11 protein-coding genes are annotated in these 19289 nt (G+C 35.2%); 10 read left to right on the top strand and 1 reads right to left on the bottom strand.

The genetic code is table 11. The features are described from left to right. The first annotated feature begins 118 nt into the window (after positions 1–118). Together P0092_RS18415 and P0092_RS18410 are read left to right on the top strand one after the other, a co-directional pair. Complete coding sequence (locus P0092_RS18415) at positions 119–1084, top strand: carbohydrate kinase family protein (RefSeq protein WP_004620618.1); 966 nt, start codon at positions 119–121, stop codon at positions 1082–1084. Between the two features lie 150 nt (positions 1085–1234). After that, positions 1235–2524: a DUF3237 family protein gene (locus tag P0092_RS18410; RefSeq protein ID WP_004620620.1), complete on the top strand. Its 1290-nt coding sequence runs from the start codon at positions 1235–1237 to the stop codon at positions 2522–2524. Between the two features lie 16 nt (positions 2525–2540). Here the strand turns inward: P0092_RS18410 and P0092_RS18405 are convergent, their stop codons facing one another. Then, positions 2541–3308 carry a helix-turn-helix transcriptional regulator gene (locus P0092_RS18405; RefSeq protein WP_004620622.1) on the bottom strand — a complete coding sequence of 256 codons (768 nt, stop codon included), beginning with the start codon at positions 3306–3308 and terminating at the stop codon, positions 2541–2543. A 249-nt stretch (positions 3309–3557) separates the two neighbouring features. Here P0092_RS18405 and P0092_RS18400 point away from each other — a divergent pair, with 249 nt between their 5' ends. The 8 genes from P0092_RS18400 (at position 3558) to P0092_RS18365 (ending at position 19247) form a co-directional block, all read left to right on the top strand. Then, positions 3558–4976 carry a family 43 glycosylhydrolase gene (locus tag P0092_RS18400; protein WP_004620624.1) on the top strand — a complete coding sequence of 473 codons (1419 nt, stop codon included), beginning with the start codon at positions 3558–3560 and terminating at the stop codon, positions 4974–4976. Between the two features lie 209 nt (positions 4977–5185). Next, positions 5186–6157 (top strand): ROK family protein, encoded by a 972-nt coding sequence (locus tag P0092_RS18395; protein ID WP_004620626.1) that lies wholly within the window; start codon positions 5186–5188, stop codon positions 6155–6157. Positions 6158–6395: 238 nt separating this feature from the next. Then, the gene (locus tag P0092_RS18390) at positions 6396–7709 is read left to right on the top strand and encodes a hypothetical protein (protein ID WP_276186987.1); all 1314 of its coding nucleotides are present in this window, start codon (positions 6396–6398) and stop codon (positions 7707–7709) included. A gap of 125 nt (positions 7710–7834) precedes the next feature. Beyond that, positions 7835–9865, top strand: coding sequence for a hypothetical protein (locus P0092_RS18385; RefSeq protein WP_004620633.1), 2031 nt, complete (start codon positions 7835–7837; stop codon positions 9863–9865). After that, positions 9858–11465, top strand: a complete 1608-nt coding sequence (locus tag P0092_RS18380; RefSeq protein ID WP_004620635.1) for a hypothetical protein — start codon at positions 9858–9860, stop codon at positions 11463–11465. Before P0092_RS18385 ends, P0092_RS18380 begins: the two co-directional genes overlap by 8 nt. Beyond that, complete coding sequence (locus P0092_RS18375; protein WP_004620637.1) at positions 11426–12184, top strand: hypothetical protein; 759 nt, start codon at positions 11426–11428, stop codon at positions 12182–12184. Before P0092_RS18380 ends, P0092_RS18375 begins: the two co-directional genes overlap by 40 nt. A gap of 414 nt (positions 12185–12598) precedes the next feature. Next, complete coding sequence (locus P0092_RS18370) at positions 12599–12811, top strand: helix-turn-helix domain-containing protein (protein WP_004620638.1); 213 nt, start codon at positions 12599–12601, stop codon at positions 12809–12811. 49 nt (positions 12812–12860) lie between these two features. Next, positions 12861–19247, top strand: coding sequence for a DUF3320 domain-containing protein (locus P0092_RS18365; RefSeq protein ID WP_004620641.1), 6387 nt, complete (start codon positions 12861–12863; stop codon positions 19245–19247). Positions 19248–19289: the final 42 nt, after the last annotated feature.

Below are 19289 nucleotides of genomic sequence, written 5' to 3'. Positions count from 1 at the left end.
GTTTTTTACTACAATTTAAAGCAAACTATTTTTTGCCCCAATTGAATTGAAATATCATCTAAAGGAGGATATTATATATTATATGGTAAACTAATAATTATTGAAAGTTGGGTGAGTTATGATAGATGTTGTAGCTCTTGGGGAGCTTCTTATAGATTTTACACAGAGTCGTTCCAACGATGATTCGGTCAGACGCTTTGAACAGAATCCGGGTGGAGCTCCGGCTAACGTATTGGCTGTATTATCTAAGTTTGGAGTAAAGTGTGCCTTTATTGGCAAGGTAGGAAACGATGTATTTGGAGAGTTTTTAAGGAACCAGCTTTTAGACCTTTCAATAGATTGTCGCAATCTTGTTTCTGATTCAGATTATAATACAACCTTAGCCTTTGTTACCTTAGATGATAAGGGAGACAGAAGCTTTAGTTTTTACAGAAATCATGGTGCTGACACACGTCTTTCAGCAGAGGAAATTGATTTAGAGCTTATCAGGGAATGCAAAGTATTCCATTTTGGAACATTGTCAATGACTCATGAGCCTTCACTTTCAGCAACAATAAAAGCCGTTGAATATGCTAAATCCTGCGGAAAAATAATATCCTTTGACCCAAATTACAGAGCACTTTTATGGGAAAATGAGGACAGTGCAATATCAGCAATGAAATTAGGTTTAATGTATGCTGATATAGCAAAGCTGTCTCTTGAAGAAGCACAAATGGTAACAGGAAAAACATTACCTGAGGATTGCTTGAAGGAACTTCTTAAATACAAGCTTGGTTTTGTAGCAATAACTATGGGCCCAAGAGGCTGTGTTTATGCGACAGATAAGTATATAGGTGCTTTTCCGGAGTATCCTGTTAATGTGGTGGATACAACAGGTGCAGGAGATACCTTTTGGGGAACCTTGATATTTGGATTTATAAATAGCAATGCAAATTTTCTGGAAATTTCGGAAGAAAAGCTTTCTGAAATTGTATTAACGGCAAATATAGCCGCTGCAATGAGTACTGAGAAAAAAGGTGCGATACCTTCAATTCCTGAGTTTGCAAAAGTTAGAGCAGCCTTTGAAGAAATCAAAGGCAAATAAACAAAGTGTATTCTTATAGCATCTATCAATAGGTAGATGCTATTTTTATCCCCCCCTTTTAATCCATTATTTAAATGCATTTCCAAAAATATTTACTATTTACAAATAATAGGATAATATTTTAGTACAAATAAGTAGAGGGGGATTTACATGTTTAAAAAGGCATTATTGTTAACTCTTGTAATTAGCAATATAGTTGTTGGGGCAATGGCAATGGGAACTGCGGTTGCTGCAGAAGTGGTAAAACCTACGGTAACAGCCACTGCTAATACTGTTAAATACGGTGATGTTAATATGGACGGGGCGGTTGATTCGGTGGATCTGGCATTACTCAAAGCCTATCTCTTAGCTAAATCGAGTACTTTGCCAAATCTAGTAGCTGGGGATGTTACAGGTGACGGTACCCTTGATGCACTTGATTACGCTATACTTAAAAAGTATCTTTTGGGCTTAATTGCCACATTGCCTGCTGATGCTGCTGATGACAGTGGTAAGATACTTGTTCCCCATGAATCATGGACGTGTGGAATGGCTGCCGGAATACCTCAGCCTGAAAAAGGAGTACTTGTTTTTGAAACTACCATGAAGCTGCAAAACAGTTATGATTTAGGAAAAACACAATATGGACAGAGAAAAGTTTTTGTAATTCAAAATGGAAGTATAACCGGTACTAAAATACAAGGTACTGTGATGTCGGGAGGACTTGACTTTCAGTTGACTCTTTCAAATGGTGTAATGGAAATAGAACAATTACTGATGTTAAAAGCCAATGACGGGAGTTATATTTATTTAAGAAGTGCCGGAACAGCCATAAAGCAGAATGATATGAGAATGGTATGGGATTTTGAGGCTCCAAACTCAAGCTCATACAATTGGCTTAACTCCGGTAAATATGCAGGCAGGCGTATTATAGATCAGGCTGCCGGAACAATGAAGATTAGTGTTTATGATATATCAGGTATTAGTTTTACGCCGGATGCCACGAATTCATTAATAGTAACTGAACCTGACGATGTTCCTGATCAGCCCTGGGATTTCAGAAAGGCATATTCCGAAAGAAATGGTAACAAATTCATAACAGAGTCTGTCAGCCTTGGGGCAAGTCAATCGGTAGGAGCAAGCAAGAGAGGGAGCAGAAACATTATCCCTATAACAGGCGGAACTGTGACCGGAAATTTAACGGCCAAAATACTATCGGCGGGTGCGGATTATCAGAATCTATCAAATCCTATGACAATAGATGCCAGATATCTTTGGCAAACCGATGATGGAGAAATCATTATTGTTCGAAATGGAGGTCAATTCGGATCTCTTGTACCTACGTTCGAAGTTCGGGCAGACAGTAAATACTCCTACCTGAACCAAAAGTTATATCTGAGCTCAGATCCGGGTGGTGGAGCAGGCGGTGTTACAATTACTTTTTACGAAAGTACAAAATAGTTTAAAAAATATAGTGTCAGCTTTTTACCGAATTGCGGAAGGCACTGGGCGTACAGCCGGTAATTTGATGAAACTGCCTGACAAAATGTTCTACATTGTTATATCCGCATAGTATCGATATATCTGCTATGGTGTGCGGACTGTGGCTTAGCTGATCTTTTGCAAAACGGATACGACAATTTATCACGTCCTTCATGCAGGAAACCCCAAAAGTTTCTTTGTATAATGCTTGCAGATAGCCCGGGCTTAAATGCAGGCTGTCTGCCATGGCAGGTACACTCCAGCTGTGGCCCGGGTTGTTATGAATGTTTCTTCGCAATTCCAATATTGACTGAATTTGACTGAAGTTTTTTGTGTGCTCGGAGGCTTCATGAAGTTTTATAAATAATACTTTAAGCAAATAATCAATGGTAAGCTCCTTATGACTGTTGCTTAAAGTATTTTCCGCTACAAGCAGTTGAAACAGTTTGTGGCAATACTCCGGATCAGACAATGGGAATGGAGTGCCCAGAGGGATTGCAGTATCAATAATATATGGCTCGGCGGAATCAAAGCGAACCCAATCATTAACATATCTGTCTGAGCAGGCACGATAGAGTATTTTATGATGGGGAGGGTATAAAACAGCACTGTTTGCAGGGTATTCTGTCATATGTCCGTCTACCCAGAACTGTGCGGGAGTCTGTGTGAGTACCAACAGCCAACAATCATGCCCTCCCGGCATATCAAAAACAAAACTTGCAGGATGTGTAGCATCGTATTCTACATAATATATATTAGCCATTTTTTTCTCCAATCTTAGAATAAATCAATTATATCTTAGTATATATCATTGTTTTAATCGGTTCAATATCTTACAATTTTATTGATATAGCAATGCAGTTGAAGCATACTGTATAGCAATATTGGTTTCTTTTTTATTTTTACAATTATTTTAAATTATCAACTGGAGTAACACTGGTTATATAAAGTTATGACAAAATGCAAAGATTATAAGTGTTAAAAATCATATCAAAGGAAGGTAGATATAATTATGGCAAAAAAGCAAGGTTTAAATCCATATCTCCCATCATGGGAATATGTTCCTGACGCAGAACCGCATGTTTTTAATGGCAGAGTATATGCTTACGGCTCTCATGATCGTTTTAACGGTTATGTATACTGCATGAATGACTATGTATGCTGGTCAGCACCTGTGGAGGATTTGTCTGATTGGCGGTACGAAGGAGTAATTTATAAAAAGACAGATGATCCTCAGAATCCTGACGGCAGTGCGTGTCTCTATGCACCTGATGTTACTCAGGGCCCTGATGGACGTTATTATCTGTACTATGTACTTGATAAAGTTTCCGTTGTTTCAGTAGCAGTTTGTGATACTCCGGCAGGTAAATATGAATTTTATGGATTTGTACATTACGCCGATGGATTACGCCTTGGTGAAAAAGAGGGAGACCAGCCTCAATTCGATCCCGGTGTGTTGACAGAAGGAGATAAAACCTATCTGTATACAGGTTTTTGCGCAAAAGGTGATAAATCAAGAAAAGGCCCAATGGCAACAGTACTTGGAGCGGATATGCTTACAATCGTGGAAAATCCGGTGTTTATAGCTCCAAGCGAACCTTACAGCGAAGGCAGCGGATATGAAGGACATGAGTTCTTTGAAGCTCCGTCCATTCGTAAAAAGGGTGATACCTATTATTTTGTTTATTCCTCAATTGTTTTCCATGAATTGTGTTACGCTACCAGCAAATTCCCCACAAAGGGCTTTGTTTACGGCGGAGTGATTGTGAGCAATAGTGATCTTCATATTGACACTTACAAGCCTGCGGAAAAACCAATGTTTTATGGTGCAAACAACCATGGCGGCATGTGTGAAATCAATGACAAATGGTACATTTTTTACCATAGACACACCAATGGAACAAATTTCAGCAGACAAGGCTGTATTGAGCCTATTACAATCTTAGAGGATGGCACAATTCCTCAGGTAGAAATGACTTCCTGTGGCGCAAATGGAGGCCCGCTGGAAGGACACGGGGAATACCCCACATATCTGGCATGTAACCTGTTCTACAAAGAGGAATCCTTATATACTGATTGGACAGGCGCATGGATGGATCATCAGTTCCCTAAGATTACTCAGGATGGAAGAGATGGGGACGAAGAAATAGGCTATATTGCTAATATGAAGGATTCTGCTACAGCCGGATTCAAGTACTTTGACTGTAAGGGCATCAAGAAAGTCAAAATCAAGGTTCGTGGATATTGCAGGGGCGAATTCCATATAAAAACAGCCTGGAATGGAACGGTTCTTGGTAAGATACCTGTTGGATTTTCAAATATATGGCAGGAGTATTCAGCGGATATCGTAATACCGGACGGTGTTCATGCGTTGTATTTATCCTATGCAGGGGCAGGTAGTGCAAGTTTGGCTTCTTTCACACTGGAATAAAAATGAGACGATAACTCTTTTGCTGAGTTCACAAAAACCAATCCTCTAATCGGAATATTATTCCAATTAGAGGATTGGTTTTTTAGCTTGCATGGAAAAAGGTACTAACTTGTACAAACATTTGAAATATATCTTAGTATGAGGTAAATTATGTATATGTACTATATATTTCATTTTAGTAGTATTGTTTCGGTTGGGGGGAATTATTTGTGAATACTTTTTTCATTGGAATTGACATTGGAGGGACCCATGTCCGCATTGCAACTTATGATGAGACTTTGGGATATATTTCTGACATTAAAAAAGTAAAGTTTAAAAAATCCGGGATTTGCGAGCTTGAAATTTCGGAGAATATTTGTGATTTGATAACATCTGCTATAAATGAAATGAAGCAGGAAAATAAAGTATTAAAAGGAATAGGGATTTCCTTGGCTGCACTCTTTGAAAGAACCACCGGAAATATTGTCAAATGGCCCAACAATATGACTTGGAATGGTTTTGAGTTAAAAAAGTATTTGCAGTCGAAATTTAATGTACCTGTTATTCTGGAGGACGATGCTAATTCGGCCGCACTTGGCGAAAAACTTGAGGGAGCAGGAAAAGGGCATGATAATCTGGCATACATTACAATTAGTACAGGCGTTGGATGCGGGCTGATTCTTAATAATACACTTATTACCGGTGCAAATGGGTGGGCAGGTGAAATAGGTCATATAAAGGTGGTTGAAGAGGGGCCGGAATGCAATTGCGGCAATAAAGGATGTCTTCAGGCATTAGTATCGGGTCCGGCACTCTTGAAAAGATTTAAAGAGTTAAAAAAGGGTTGCGGAGATACTGAGCTGATACAGCTGCCGGAGGTGGCTGTTTTGGCTGAGAAAGGAGATGCTGACGCAATTGAGGTTTTTTCTCGGGCAGGTATGCATATTGGCAAAATAATAGCGAACATTGTTATGTTACTTGATATTTCTGCTTTTGTTATTGGCGGAGGCGTTGCCGAAGCAGGAAATATTCTTCTGGATTCTGTAAGAGAAACAGCTGCTCACCAACTAAAGTACTTTAACAGAGAAGTTAAAATAGAAAAGTCTGCGTTAGCTGATATTAATGGAGTAATAGGGGCCCTCGGGATTATATACAGACATATAAATAACAGAGAGCCGGAAATGATGCTAAGATTGAGTTAATGATATAGAATGTTAAGACAATAAACCTTATAATAAATAAGAGAGTCACCATTAGAAATATTCGAGTTTTAGGAGGATTGACATAAAATATGTAATTAAAAATAAATATACTTTATAGATTTATTAGGAAAGTATTGAATATTAAGGAATTACAGAATAAAGTTTCAATAACATAAAATAGATGTTATTGCAAAGATAGACGATAGATAAAGTTTATTTTTATGGAGATAGGTATAGGATGACCAACGTTATTCAATTCGCTAACAGTGATGTAAAAGAGTATAGAAGCAAGTGTGTGTTTATAAACAGGATGGTATCCGTAGAAGGAGAAGATGAGGAGAAACGTAACTATCCATGCATAGTCCTTTATGAAAAAAATATAAATATTCCTATTTTTTATACAGGGTTGGAAAGATATCTGTGCCACTTGGTAAAGGGTGAATTGCTGAATGGAAAGACATTATCTTACAAAGCCTATGCGGTATGTCATTTTCTGAATTACTTGCTTAAAGAGACTGATATCAACTTTATACATGAGTGCAGCCTTAAAACCATAAGAGACTTTTTGAAGCATTTAAAGATGCAGAACGACGAAAAACAATACAACAGAGATACATGGCTGAGATACAGGGACTATGTGGTAGATTTTCTGATACATTACTATACCTCAAACAGAGATGCTCTTCCATTTAAGTATAAAGGTGAAGAATTGAGGACGTTGACTATTGTAAAGGATAAAAAACATCATAAGAAGGCAGTTATATCACACAATTCTTCAATGCATGTGTCAGCTCCTAAGACTACTCATAAGAAAAACAGAATTCTGATAGAAGGGTACTTGGAATTGCTCCTTTACGAAGCTAAGAAATACGAGCCGGATATCACACTTGGTATCGCTCTGGGAGCTTATGCAGGAATCAGAGAGGGTGAAATAGTAAATATATGCTGTGGAAGTCTTAAAACTATAAGGAAAAGCTTTGGCATGTTGTCAGGAATTGAAATAGACCTCACAGACAAAGCTAAATATTTTGAAAACTGGAAAGGAAAAATAGATCCCGGCACAATTAAGAAAAACAGAGTGCAGAAGGTTTATAACGACTTTGTTGCTGATATAAGCGAACTGCATGACACTCACATTAAAATAATGGAAAGCAGAGGATTTGATACAAGTCCTGATGCACCACTGTTTGTTAATAAGCAGGGCAATCCTATGACAGTGCAGACGTACTCTGATAGAGTAAAGACATTGTTTTATGAAAGATTTTTGCCATCACTAAAGATAGCCTGCGAAAAGCAAGGAAAATATGTAGAGAATGCGGCATTTATAGAAACTTATGAGGTCGAGTATCCAGGAGCGCATATGTTTAGACACTGGTTCACAATGTATCTGATTACAAAGGCAAAACTCACAGGCGGAGAAATAATGAAGTGGCGTGGCGATTCGAGTCAGGAATCCATGAATGACTACATACATGAAAACGCAGACCTTATAGAGAAATATAGAGAAAGCTCGTATACATTCCAGTCGCAGATACTGGAGGACATCTATTAGACTACTCTCTGCGATTGTAACCTCGTTCTAAATAAACCGTCATGTGGTATCTAACTGATTAACAAAGTAACAAAGACACTGTGGTTAGAGCTTATCAAAACCATCATGTGGTAGGAGGTGGGGTTTTGGCAAATATATGGTCAAACGATAATATTATAACAATTGCCAAAGCTTCACGAGCTCTTGGCATAAAGGCAGATATCTTGCAGTATCACATAGATAATGGTGATATCGAGGTTCATGATGATGCAATTCTTAAATCGGTATGTGATAAGATCGCAGAGCAAAAGGATACCTACGTTGGTATCAAGGCATTCCTTAAACAGCATGACAGCGACAGATTTGAGTCAAGGTATGCTAAGAACAGAAATAAATACATTGATTTTTTGGAGGAGAATGATTACTTTGGCGTATCGATTCACGAACCGGCAGAAATACTGTTTGAGATTCCTGAAAGAGAAGAATTCTACATAAGCCGTGAAGATGCACTATTCCTTGACTATAAGAGTGAGAGATTCTTTCAGGAGTTCGGATTTACAGAGGAAGAAAAGACTAGATGGATTATCAATCATTCCAAAGGACATCCAGTAGCTCTTGAATATATGAAGAAGTATCTGACATACATTGAGGATGAAGAAAATATCTATACTCCTTCACTCACAGCTTTTGTACGAACCATATTTGATATGTCTGATATAAAGCAGCTTACTGATGAGGACGTCATATCTGCAATAGAAGAAGCTGATACAGTACGAACAAAGGAACTTCTCGTTGAATTCATTAAGTTTGTAGCAAAATATGAAAACGTCAAATATCATAACATCGACCTAAAGAAGAGAGAAAGTGATGCTGAGCCTGCGTATCCTTATGAAGACTTTGTCAGACTATCAAAGATATTATTTAACAGTGATTACGACAAAGAGCATAACTTGACTCTTAAGGCATTAGAAAACAGTAATTATGCAGAGATGTGGATGTTCTTATCATGTCACTATGTGTGCGGTTGGCGTTCTTCAGATATCTGCGACAGATGGGTTTATCCAAACTTTATGAGTAATGATAATCCATTTAAAATCAACATAGATACATTAAAGGAAGATATACTGAATGGAAATATTCCTAATGAAACATATGACAGTGTTGCTCTATACACTATAAGAAAAATTGAAATGGCATACAATGTTCCGCAAAAGACAGGACTTGGAAAGCTCCGTTCTGAGATCGTGCCAGAACTCAGGGCATTTTTTGGAAAACTTGTTCTTATAGCAGAGTATCATCACATAACTTCAGAAGAGGGATACATGAATGCTCATAGAGCAAGTCGTTATAGAAGTTGGATTATCTGTAGGGACTTCTTTGGAGACGATATATTTAATATAACAGGAAAACATTCCGTTTCTTCAAGAAGGTTAAACAAATCATATTTGCAGGGGATTGAGCAGTCGGCAAGGAATAACGGGAATACCACTTTGGTTGCTCATGTGATAGCATCATTTGCCCGCAATCATGCAAATGTAGATACTACAGCTATTTATCTTAAAGACCACGGTCTGACAGGCGAGAGCGCAGAAGTTGTTTTATACATGATGATGCAGAGAGGTGTATTCAGCGTTTCATTGTACAACGCACTTATAGCCGCATTTCCAGATGCTTTTGAAAAGCTTTCCGCAAAAGAGCAGACTCTGATAATGGAAAAGATTCCACTCTCGGCTTATGAACTGGAGACATTAGGAACTTCATTGGTAGCTTCAAACAGAATGACTGAGATTTTATCTCATGGCAAATCAGAAGAACCAACTGAGATATTGAAAGCCATGTTTGCTCTTGCACAGGGAAAAGGTAAGGCAAAGGATGTAGGTATTTACTGTAAAAAGAAAGCATTAGGTTTTTGCTGTGAGAATCCTATATACGAGTCATGTCTTGCAAATCTCTGCCCATATCATGTGTTCACGAGTGATGGAATACCTTCACTTGTAAAAGTGATAAAGGATTACATGGAAAAAGAGCTTATTACAGGTAATAGGAAGTACGGCATAGCACTTAGAACGCAGATAATACCTGCCTTTCAGGAAATAATAAACGCAATTATAAAGGAAATGTCTGAAGAAGATATAGCAGGAACACGAAAACTTATTAGGGAGGCTCTGAATGGATAACCTTTTAAGAAAAATAGAGTCTGAAGAAGTAATACTCTACACGGACCAAGTCTACAGTGTCGAAGTGTTGAACAAATGCCGTGAGATACATAAATCACTTGTAAATAGTGGAAAGCTTGAAGGCATATTTGAGGCTGATAAATGGATAGGCAATTCAGACGTTAAAAAGTATGGTCTTGATTTCTCACTTCATTCAGAAGCTTACAAAAAGCACATTGGTAAGGAATTCGGAATTGCAGAAGAAACAATGAAAAACATGCTTAGATGTTATGCTATTTATTGCAACGGAGTCTATGTTTATCAGACCATTGCCAGGGACAAGATAAGTACCATCAAGGAATTCCTTCAGAAGTACAAAGATAAAGATTTTAGACTGACAACGACTGGTATTACTACCTTGGAAGATTTCCTTGGCTTCATAAATACACCTGATTCACAGATTGAGAGGATAACGTCCAACATAAAGCTGATTAAAAGTAAGGAGTCATCGCAGAGACTTCTTTCACCAATAATAAATTATCTGGTGATTGAAAACGAGGTTAACAGTATTTACAGGAACAACCCTGACGACAATACGTTTAAGAAGTGGTTTCCTATTTTCTTCTGGGTGAACATCACATTTATTCTGCCTCTGAGAGCTACGGAAATGCTCCTTACACCAAAGGAATGTATTTACAAAGAGAATGGCAAGACTTACCTCATAATAAGGCGTACAAGGCTCAAAAAAGGTACAAGAACAGTATATTACGATATAAATAAGGATTACAAAGAATTCACTTTTGAAATCCCTGCTACAGAGGTTGTAAGGAACGTTGAAAAATACATAGAGCTTACAAAGGAACAGGACAGGCGTTTTCTCTTTGAATATAACGAGCTAATGATAAACAACATGCTTTCATTACAGTCATTTAATCATCTTGTGGCTGCATTCGTAGAGGAACATATTATTGGAAACAGTCGTTATGACTTTGCTAAATACGCTACAGGGATTACAGAGTTTGAGCCTGTTACAGCAGGTGATAGCAGACCAATCGCTATGGCAAATCTGTATTTTCAGAAGTTAGGTGAAGATATATGTAGACAGCTTGCAGATCATATAAACATCAATACAAGCTCTGGCTATTACACAAATATATCAGAGACCATATGGGCTTCATCTGTGGTACAGCTTCAGAAAAAGCTTGATTATGAGTGGCGATATTCAAAGGAACAGTATGAGCAGGTCAATAAAACTGCTGTTGATACAAGTAATTCAGTATGTACCTCTAGTAAGAGACTTGCGGATGAAAACGATTTAAGTGACTGTATCGAGCAGAGGCATCTCGCCGATTGTATGGGATGTGAGTATTACAGACCTTCCAAGGCTGAACTTGAAAGCTTTATGCAATTTCAGCAGAAAAAAGCTGATGATAGTGCAAGGCGTGTTATAGAGTTTATGAATAATACCATGAGTATAAAGAATAAAGATGTGTCTCTTGAAGAAGTATTCTTATCAGTTCAGACAGATGCTACACGATTTCGTATGGGATGTAACATTAAGGCAGAGGAGAAATATAACGAATGGCAAAGACTCAGAAATACTCAGAAGACCAGCTGTTAGAAGCTGTTATACGTTTTGCTGAAATCGAAAAGAAAAAGATAAAAGCAACAGAGCTTGCTAAATGGTGCAGAGATAATATTGAAGGTCTTGAAGAAGTTAGAGACTATCATTTTACACGACCTGTTAAGGAAAAAGATGAGAAGACTGGAAAGATAGTAGAATGCCCCAAGCTTTGTACTGTGAGAATGGATGAAATAAATAAATCCCGCAGCCTTACAGTAAGTGTCAATACGAACTTATTGCTCAGAGCATCGAATATAGACACTTTTATGGAACAACCTACATCATCGCAGAGGAAGATGATTGTAGAAACCAGAGAGACTGTAGACAAGCTACTTACAAAGAATACAAATCTTACACGAGAGAATGAAGCTTTGAGAACCGAAAATAAGTCTCTTAAGAAAGATATTTTATCCGTTTCAGATAAGGTTGATATATTGAAGAAAACACAGGAGAAGTTAATAAAACAGGTAACGTACCTCATGAAGAAAACAGATGAAGAGGCTCGTAAGAAAATGCTTTCTGAAATGGGGATTGAGGATGCTTCTATAGATTTGGATGTGTATACTCAAAGCTTACAGCAGAACATAGATGACGTTATGGATATAAATAAAGTGCTAAAAAATTACATCGTGACAAATACTTCAAATCTCGATGAAAATGTTGATATAAATGCAACCTCATTAAATGATAAAATTATGTCTGGATTAGATTTTTAAGAGTGCGTATATGGGGGCAAGATTCGTGAAAATCATTGCCCCCATATAAGTTGATGCTTATATAGTAAATTAAAGCAATATTTTACTTAGAATTTTTTACCCTTAAGCTGGCTTTCTTTCATCAGTTAAAAAAAATTAAAAAGAGTAAAAGAAATGAGCATATAGTTTACTATGTCAAACACATTATGATTGTCCTAATATTAGAACTAATTTTTTGTTATATTAAGTATTTCATAAAGCAGTTCAATATCTGATTGGAAAAAACCGAAAAATTTTCAGAAGATTATGGATGCTTTTATGCATAAATATTTTCGCCTATGTAAAGTTTTTGTTTAAATAGTCAAATAATGTTATTGTAAGGCTACCGATCAGATGGTAAAATGATGTAAATGATAACTTTGGAGGAAGATGTAAATGCAAATTTCCTATAATAGGCTTTGGAAATTAATGATAGATAAAAAAATAAAGAAAATGCAACTTGCAAAAGATGCAAAACTAAGTACATCTACTCTTGCAAAGTTGGGTCAAGAAAAGCCTGTAAGTATGGATGTTTTGATGAGGATATGCAAAGTTTTGGATTGTGATATCGGGGACATAGTTGAGATGATTGATGACAAGCAAGAATAGTTTTTTATAAAAAATTCAAGCTAAACGATTTTGATATAGAGGTGTTTTCATGAAAGAATTGGATGTGAAAATTGAACAGTGGAAAAAGAGACTCTTAGATTTAAGTAAAAGAAATAGATTAATTAATTTCAAAGAAACAAAAAGGTCTAGTGTTTCAATTACGTATCCAAGTTTTGAAGTTTTATACAAGAGAATAGTTTTTGATGAGGAAGCACTTAGTTTTCCATATCCATTAAAAACTATATATGATGAAAATGGTGAAGAGAATAATATAACTATTCAAGAAGGGGACTTAAAGACTAATAAAACAATTAACGAACAACAGAAAACTTTGAAAGTTTTACGAGGCAAAGCAAAAACCTATATTGAAGAGCAGGGCATTAATTCACTTTATTTAACTTTTGGAATTATTAAATGGAAGGAAAATGTAACTTCAGATGTTATTCTTTCTTCTCCCATAGTATTAGTTCCGGTTTCATTGACTATTCAATCAATAACCGACCCTTACAGATTACAACTTCATGAAGATGAAATAGTTGTGAATCCAAGTCTAGTATTTAAGTTTGAAAATGATTTTGGAATTATTCTGCCAGAATTTGATGGTAATGAAGAAGAAATTTCCGATTATTTGCATAAAATCAGTCAGCTGGCAAACAAGAATGATTGGTCGGTTACATCAGATGTCCATCTAACACTTCTATCTTTTTTGAAAATAAATATGTATAAAGATTTAAAGGACAATAAAGATAAAATAGTATCCAATCCAATATTTAAGGCTATAAGTGGAGATAAAAGTGAAATATCAATTATTCCTGAAGAACTTAATAATTTTAACCATGACAGGAATATCAGACCAGTAGACACGTATCAAGTCGTTGATGCGGACTCAAGTCAGCAAGATGCAATCTTATTATCAAAGAAGGGAATAAGTTTTGTTTTACAAGGACCTCCGGGTACAGGCAAGAGCCAAACGATAACAAATATTATAGCCGAGGCATTAGCTGATGGGAAAAAGGTGCTATTTGTATCTGAAAAAATGGCAGCTCTTGAAGTGGTAAAAAAAAGGCTTACGGCGGTCGGACTTGATGATTTCTGCCTTACATTACATAGTTATAAAGCCAATAAAAAAGAAGTTCTATCACAACTTGCCAAAACACTAAATATGCAAAGAATAAGCCTTCGTGACGATGCTTTATACAAACTCTCCAGCTTGGAAGAAAAAAGAAGAAGACTTAATGAATATTCTGAAGAGCTACATACTAAATGTCCACCGCTTAATATTTCTATATTTGAAGCAAATGGCAGATTATCAAAACTATTCACGACGCAGGATATTATATTTGATATCCCCAATATTGAAAGTACGGATACAAATTTACTAAATAAATATAAATACCTTTTATCTGAGTTTTCAAAAACTATTGGAAAATTAACGGAAGATTATGCAGATAATCCTTGGTGTGGTTGCAATGTCCCAGTTGTTACACATGAATTAAGACATAATATTGAAGTAAATTTGAATAAAATTTCACTTGCAATTAAAGAGATAATCTCGTCATATGAATCTGCGAATAAAAATATCGGCAGCCCCAAAATGCTGAGTATGCGAAATTTACCTCATTTATTTGCTGCTATAGATTTTTGCTCTGAGTCACCTTTGTTTCCAGAAAAATGGCTTTCTGAGGATTTTACAGAATTGAAAAGACTAGCAGAAGAGAATCATTCGTTGCTTAATGAATATAAGAAAGATCGAGAAAGCTTAAGTGAAAAATATACGCCAGAAATCTTTGATTTATCTGCAAAGATTATAATTTCAACGATTGAAGAAAAAATAATTGATGTAAAAAAATATTTGAAGCAAGAAAGTTTTTCAAGTAGCAAAGATATAGTTTTGAAAGCTGACTATATTTTGTCTGAGTGTATGGAAATAAGAGGAGTGCTTAATAGTATATGTGCTTTAAGTACTGAAATTATTGAAATGACAGGTATTTATAAACATAATAATTTTAACACTATAAACCAATTAAAAGAAATTATTGATTTAATATTATTATGCCCAAACCCACACCCAAAATGGTTCGAACAAGCTGAAATTGCTAAATTATACAATTCAATTGAAATTGCTAAAAGTTTTCAAATGAAATTAAGGAAGAACTTAAATAGTGTAGGAGAACAATTTGAAAGGGAAATATTAAGCATAGAGTATGAATCTCTTATTAATAAATTTGAAAGAAATTATTCAAAACTCATTAGTGTTGTAAGTGCTTACAATAAGTTGCCAGATGCTTTGGAAATGAAAATTTCTCATCTATATGATTTTTCAAACAAAGAGGTTGAAAACCTAAAAATATTCCGAACATTTTTGTTTAATGGGATAAATGCTGCGGTTAAAGTTAGAGAAAAATTGGATATTGATAAAGTAGGTAATCTTCAAGAGATAGTGTCTTTAGGTAGGTTACTAGCAATTATTGTTCAGAATCCAAAGCCTACACAAGTCTGGTTCGATGAAAATAAAGACATAGCAGTTGAAAAAGTCATAAGTCAAATTAAAGAAACGCATGCTGAAATTGAGAAAAACAAAAGCAAAATTTTAGAAAAGTTTGATAAAGATATTTTAGATGTTGATTATAAAGGTATTTTAAAAAGGTTTAAAACTGAGTATGGAAGTTTGCTCAAATTTCTAAAAGGTAGCTATAAATCAGATAAAAATACTATAAAAGGTTTATGCAGGGAGCAAGGCATCAAATTATCTGATAATGATATTATTTCAGCATTGAATATTGTATCTGAAATAAAAGACAAAGAACAATGGCTTTTTGATAATAAGTCACTTTTAAGCGAAACACTTGGTGATTTATATATGAACCATTATACTGATTGGACCTTAATTGAGAAAAACAGAGAAAATTTCAAGAGTATTAGAATGTATTTTGGAGGGAGTAAGATACCAGAAGCATTAAAAAAAGATTTAGTAGAAGGCAATACCTATTGGCTTTCTGAATATAGTTCTATAATTAATGAAATAGCTAATAATAACATTCCAGATCAAATACAGGACATTTTTGGTAGTAAGTCTTCTGTGATAGAAAATGATATACTCTTACAAACCATTAATCAGACAATTGAAAACTCAGAAGGATTAATAAATGATATTGATGATTTAAGTAGATACTTGTTGAAAGACAAAAATCTCAGAAATGTTACAGTTAATGAGCTACTCTCATACTTTAATTCTATAAAGATTGTTGATGAAACAAAAAAATGGTTTGTTAAAAACAGTCCGAATTTTAAAGAATCTATAGGTATGCACTATTTACTAGAAGATACAGATTGGGACAATCTTGAAAATAAAATCAGAATAGCTGAAAGGATAATAGAGTATTTCAAGGGTAATAGGGTACCTCAAAGGCTTATTTCATTATTAATTGCTCATGATAGGAAAATGGATAAGTTTATTCAGTTAAAAAACCATATAAACGACATAGAAACTAGTAATATTTCTGGAAGAGTATTGAGTTTATTAAGTGTAGAAGAAATTGAAACAATGCAGCTGAATGATATAGAAAGTATTTTAGGGGTAATTTTTGAAGATATTAACACCTTAAGTGATAAATATGTTAATTTTAAAAACTGTTCAAAGCAAGAAATTGTATATGAATCAACAATGTCTGATTTAGTAATATTAGAAAGAATTCAAAAAACAGAGGAAACGTTAGAAAACAATAAGAATGATTTATATAACAAATATCAATACAAATTTAAAGGTATTGATACTGATTGGGTGGAAATAATTTCATCATTGGAATTTGCAGAAAAGTTTTATTTGCTTTGTAAAGACTATGCATTTTCAAATAAGTTCATTGAGGATGTTGCTTCTAATAAAGCTTTTGCTACATGGTTAAAAGATACTTTAAAATCATTAACCCAAATGTATGAAAATATTAGTAATACGTTTGAATGGTATGCTAATTTATTCGATAATTACGATGTGATTTATTCACAAAACTTATACAGCTTACTTGATAGAATAATGAGAAGTTTGGATAATTTATCTTTACTTGAAGAATGGATTGATTATAGAAGCATAAGGCAACAATGCAGAGAGGTTGGCTTATCTGAATTTGTTGAAAACGTGGAACGGATAGGTATGGAACCTGATATTATTCAAAACACATTCTTAAAGCGTTTTTACAGGCTCTGGCTTGATGCAATGCTTCCTAAATATCCAGCAGTTTATGCATTTAGAAGCAGATCTCATCAATCTATTATTAAGGAATTTAATGATTTAGACAAAATCCAATTTGATATATCACGACTAAGAATTTTAGAGCGATTGATTATGAAATTACCGAACACTAACTTTGCTACATCCTCAGTTGATGAAGTAGGAATCTTAAAAAGGGAACTTTCTAAGCAAAAAAAGATAAAACCATTAAGAAGATTATTTAAAGAAATACCTAATTTATTAACCGCACTTAAACCTTGCTTAATGATGTCACCTTTGTCAGTAAGCTTATATTTACAAGCGGACGGATACAATTTTGACACAATAATATTTGATGAAGCATCACAGGTATGTACAGAAGATGCTGTTGGCGCAATTATGAGAGGAAAGCAAGTCATAATTGCTGGAGATAGTAAACAATTACCCCCAACAAACTTCTTTGCAGCGGCAGTTTCAGATGGCGAATTTGATGTTGAAACTGACGATGATGAATATGATGATACAGGAGCATATGAATCTATTTTGGAGGAAGCAACAAACGCAATTCCTGAAAGGACGTTAAAATGGCACTATAGAAGTAGACATGAACATTTAATTGCATTTTCTAATGCAAAAATCTATAATCATGAACTTGTTACTTTCCCCTCCAACATAGATCAAATTGAGCATAATGGGGTTGAATATATCTTTGTTGAAAATGGTGTATATGATAGAGGGGGTAAAAAACACAATATAAATGAGGCAAAAAGAGTTGCTGAACTCGTGTTTGAACATTTTAGATTACATCCCGACAGATCGTTAGGAATTGTTACTTTTAGTGAAGCTCAGCAACAGGCAGTAGATAGTGCCATCAGACAAATAAGGTTGCAAAATAGTCAGTTTGAGAAATATTTTTCAGAAGATGCAGAGCAGGCATTTTTTATTAAGAATCTTGAAAATGTTCAAGGGGATGAGCGTGATACTATAATTTTTAGTATCGGATATGCAAAGGATCAAAGCGGCGTAATGTATATGAATTTTGGCCCTCTAAGCAAAAATGGAGGGCATAGGCGTTTGAATGTTGCAATTACTCGTGCAAAATTTAATGTGAAATTAGTTGGTTCAATACATCCAACGGATATCAGAATAGAAAGTACAAATTCTGAAGGTGTTAAGATGCTGCGGCAATATATTGAATTCGCAATTCATGGACCGTCCACGTTGCAAAATGAACTGCATTTTTCAGATATTGTTAATGTTGAATCCCCATTTGAAGAATCAGTTTATGATTTCTTAGTAAAAAACGGATACCAAGTAGCGACACAGGTAGGGTGTTCTGGTTATCGTATTGATATGGCTGTAAAACATCCAACTTTAAGCGGAATCTTTGTAATTGGTATAGAGTGTGACGGAGCAACCTATCATAGTGCGAGAACAGCACGAGAGCGAGATCGTTTACGCCAAACGGTGCTTGAGGATATTGGGTGGAAAATTTATAGAATATGGTCTACCGACTGGATTAAGGACCCAAAAACTGAAGGGGCAAAACTTATAGAAGCTGTTAAACAAGCTATTGAGGGTTTTAAATTTGACAGCACTTCTTCAGGTTCAATTACTTATACTGAAACCAAAGCCTACTCAGAAAATGATTTTATAAGAGTTGAATGTACAGAAGACGAAATTGATACTGATAAGAGTAATCCGTATAATTTTACCTACTATAAGGAAACTGATGTATACGAGGTTGAACGAGTACATGATGATTCTCAATATCTTGCAAATGCAATAAAACATGTAGTGAAACAGGAATGTCCTATTCACTATGAATTGTTATGCAAGAGAGTTGCAACTTTATTTGGAAATCAGAAAGCAACGGTTAAGGTAAGAAATTCTATAGATTATGTTTTAGATAAAAAGATAAAAGACACAATTATAAAAAAGGATAACTTTTTATGGCATAAGGATGTCAAAGATATTCAGGTGAAAATACCTGAACCATATGGGAATGTAAGGCCAATAAACTATATAAGTACAGAAGAGATAGCCGAAGCAATGTATACCATAGTCAGTAAAAGTTTTGGAATCACAACTAATGATCTTATAGCAATAACATCAAGAACTTTTGGGTTTAACCGCTCTGGAGGGAACATATCAGTGGCAATGCAATTAGCTTGCTTACATTTGTTGGAGTGCGGAAGAGTTAAAGAGGTTGATGGAAAGATTGTTATTTAAATCTTTGAAGTATCTGTATAGCAAGCATTTTTGGACAATCTC

The sequence above is a fragment of the Ruminiclostridium papyrosolvens DSM 2782 genome (genome assembly GCF_029318685.1).
GTDB lineage: Bacteria > Bacillota > Clostridia > Acetivibrionales > DSM-1351 > Ruminiclostridium > Ruminiclostridium papyrosolvens.
This window is presented reverse-complemented; position numbering and strand designations above follow the sequence as displayed.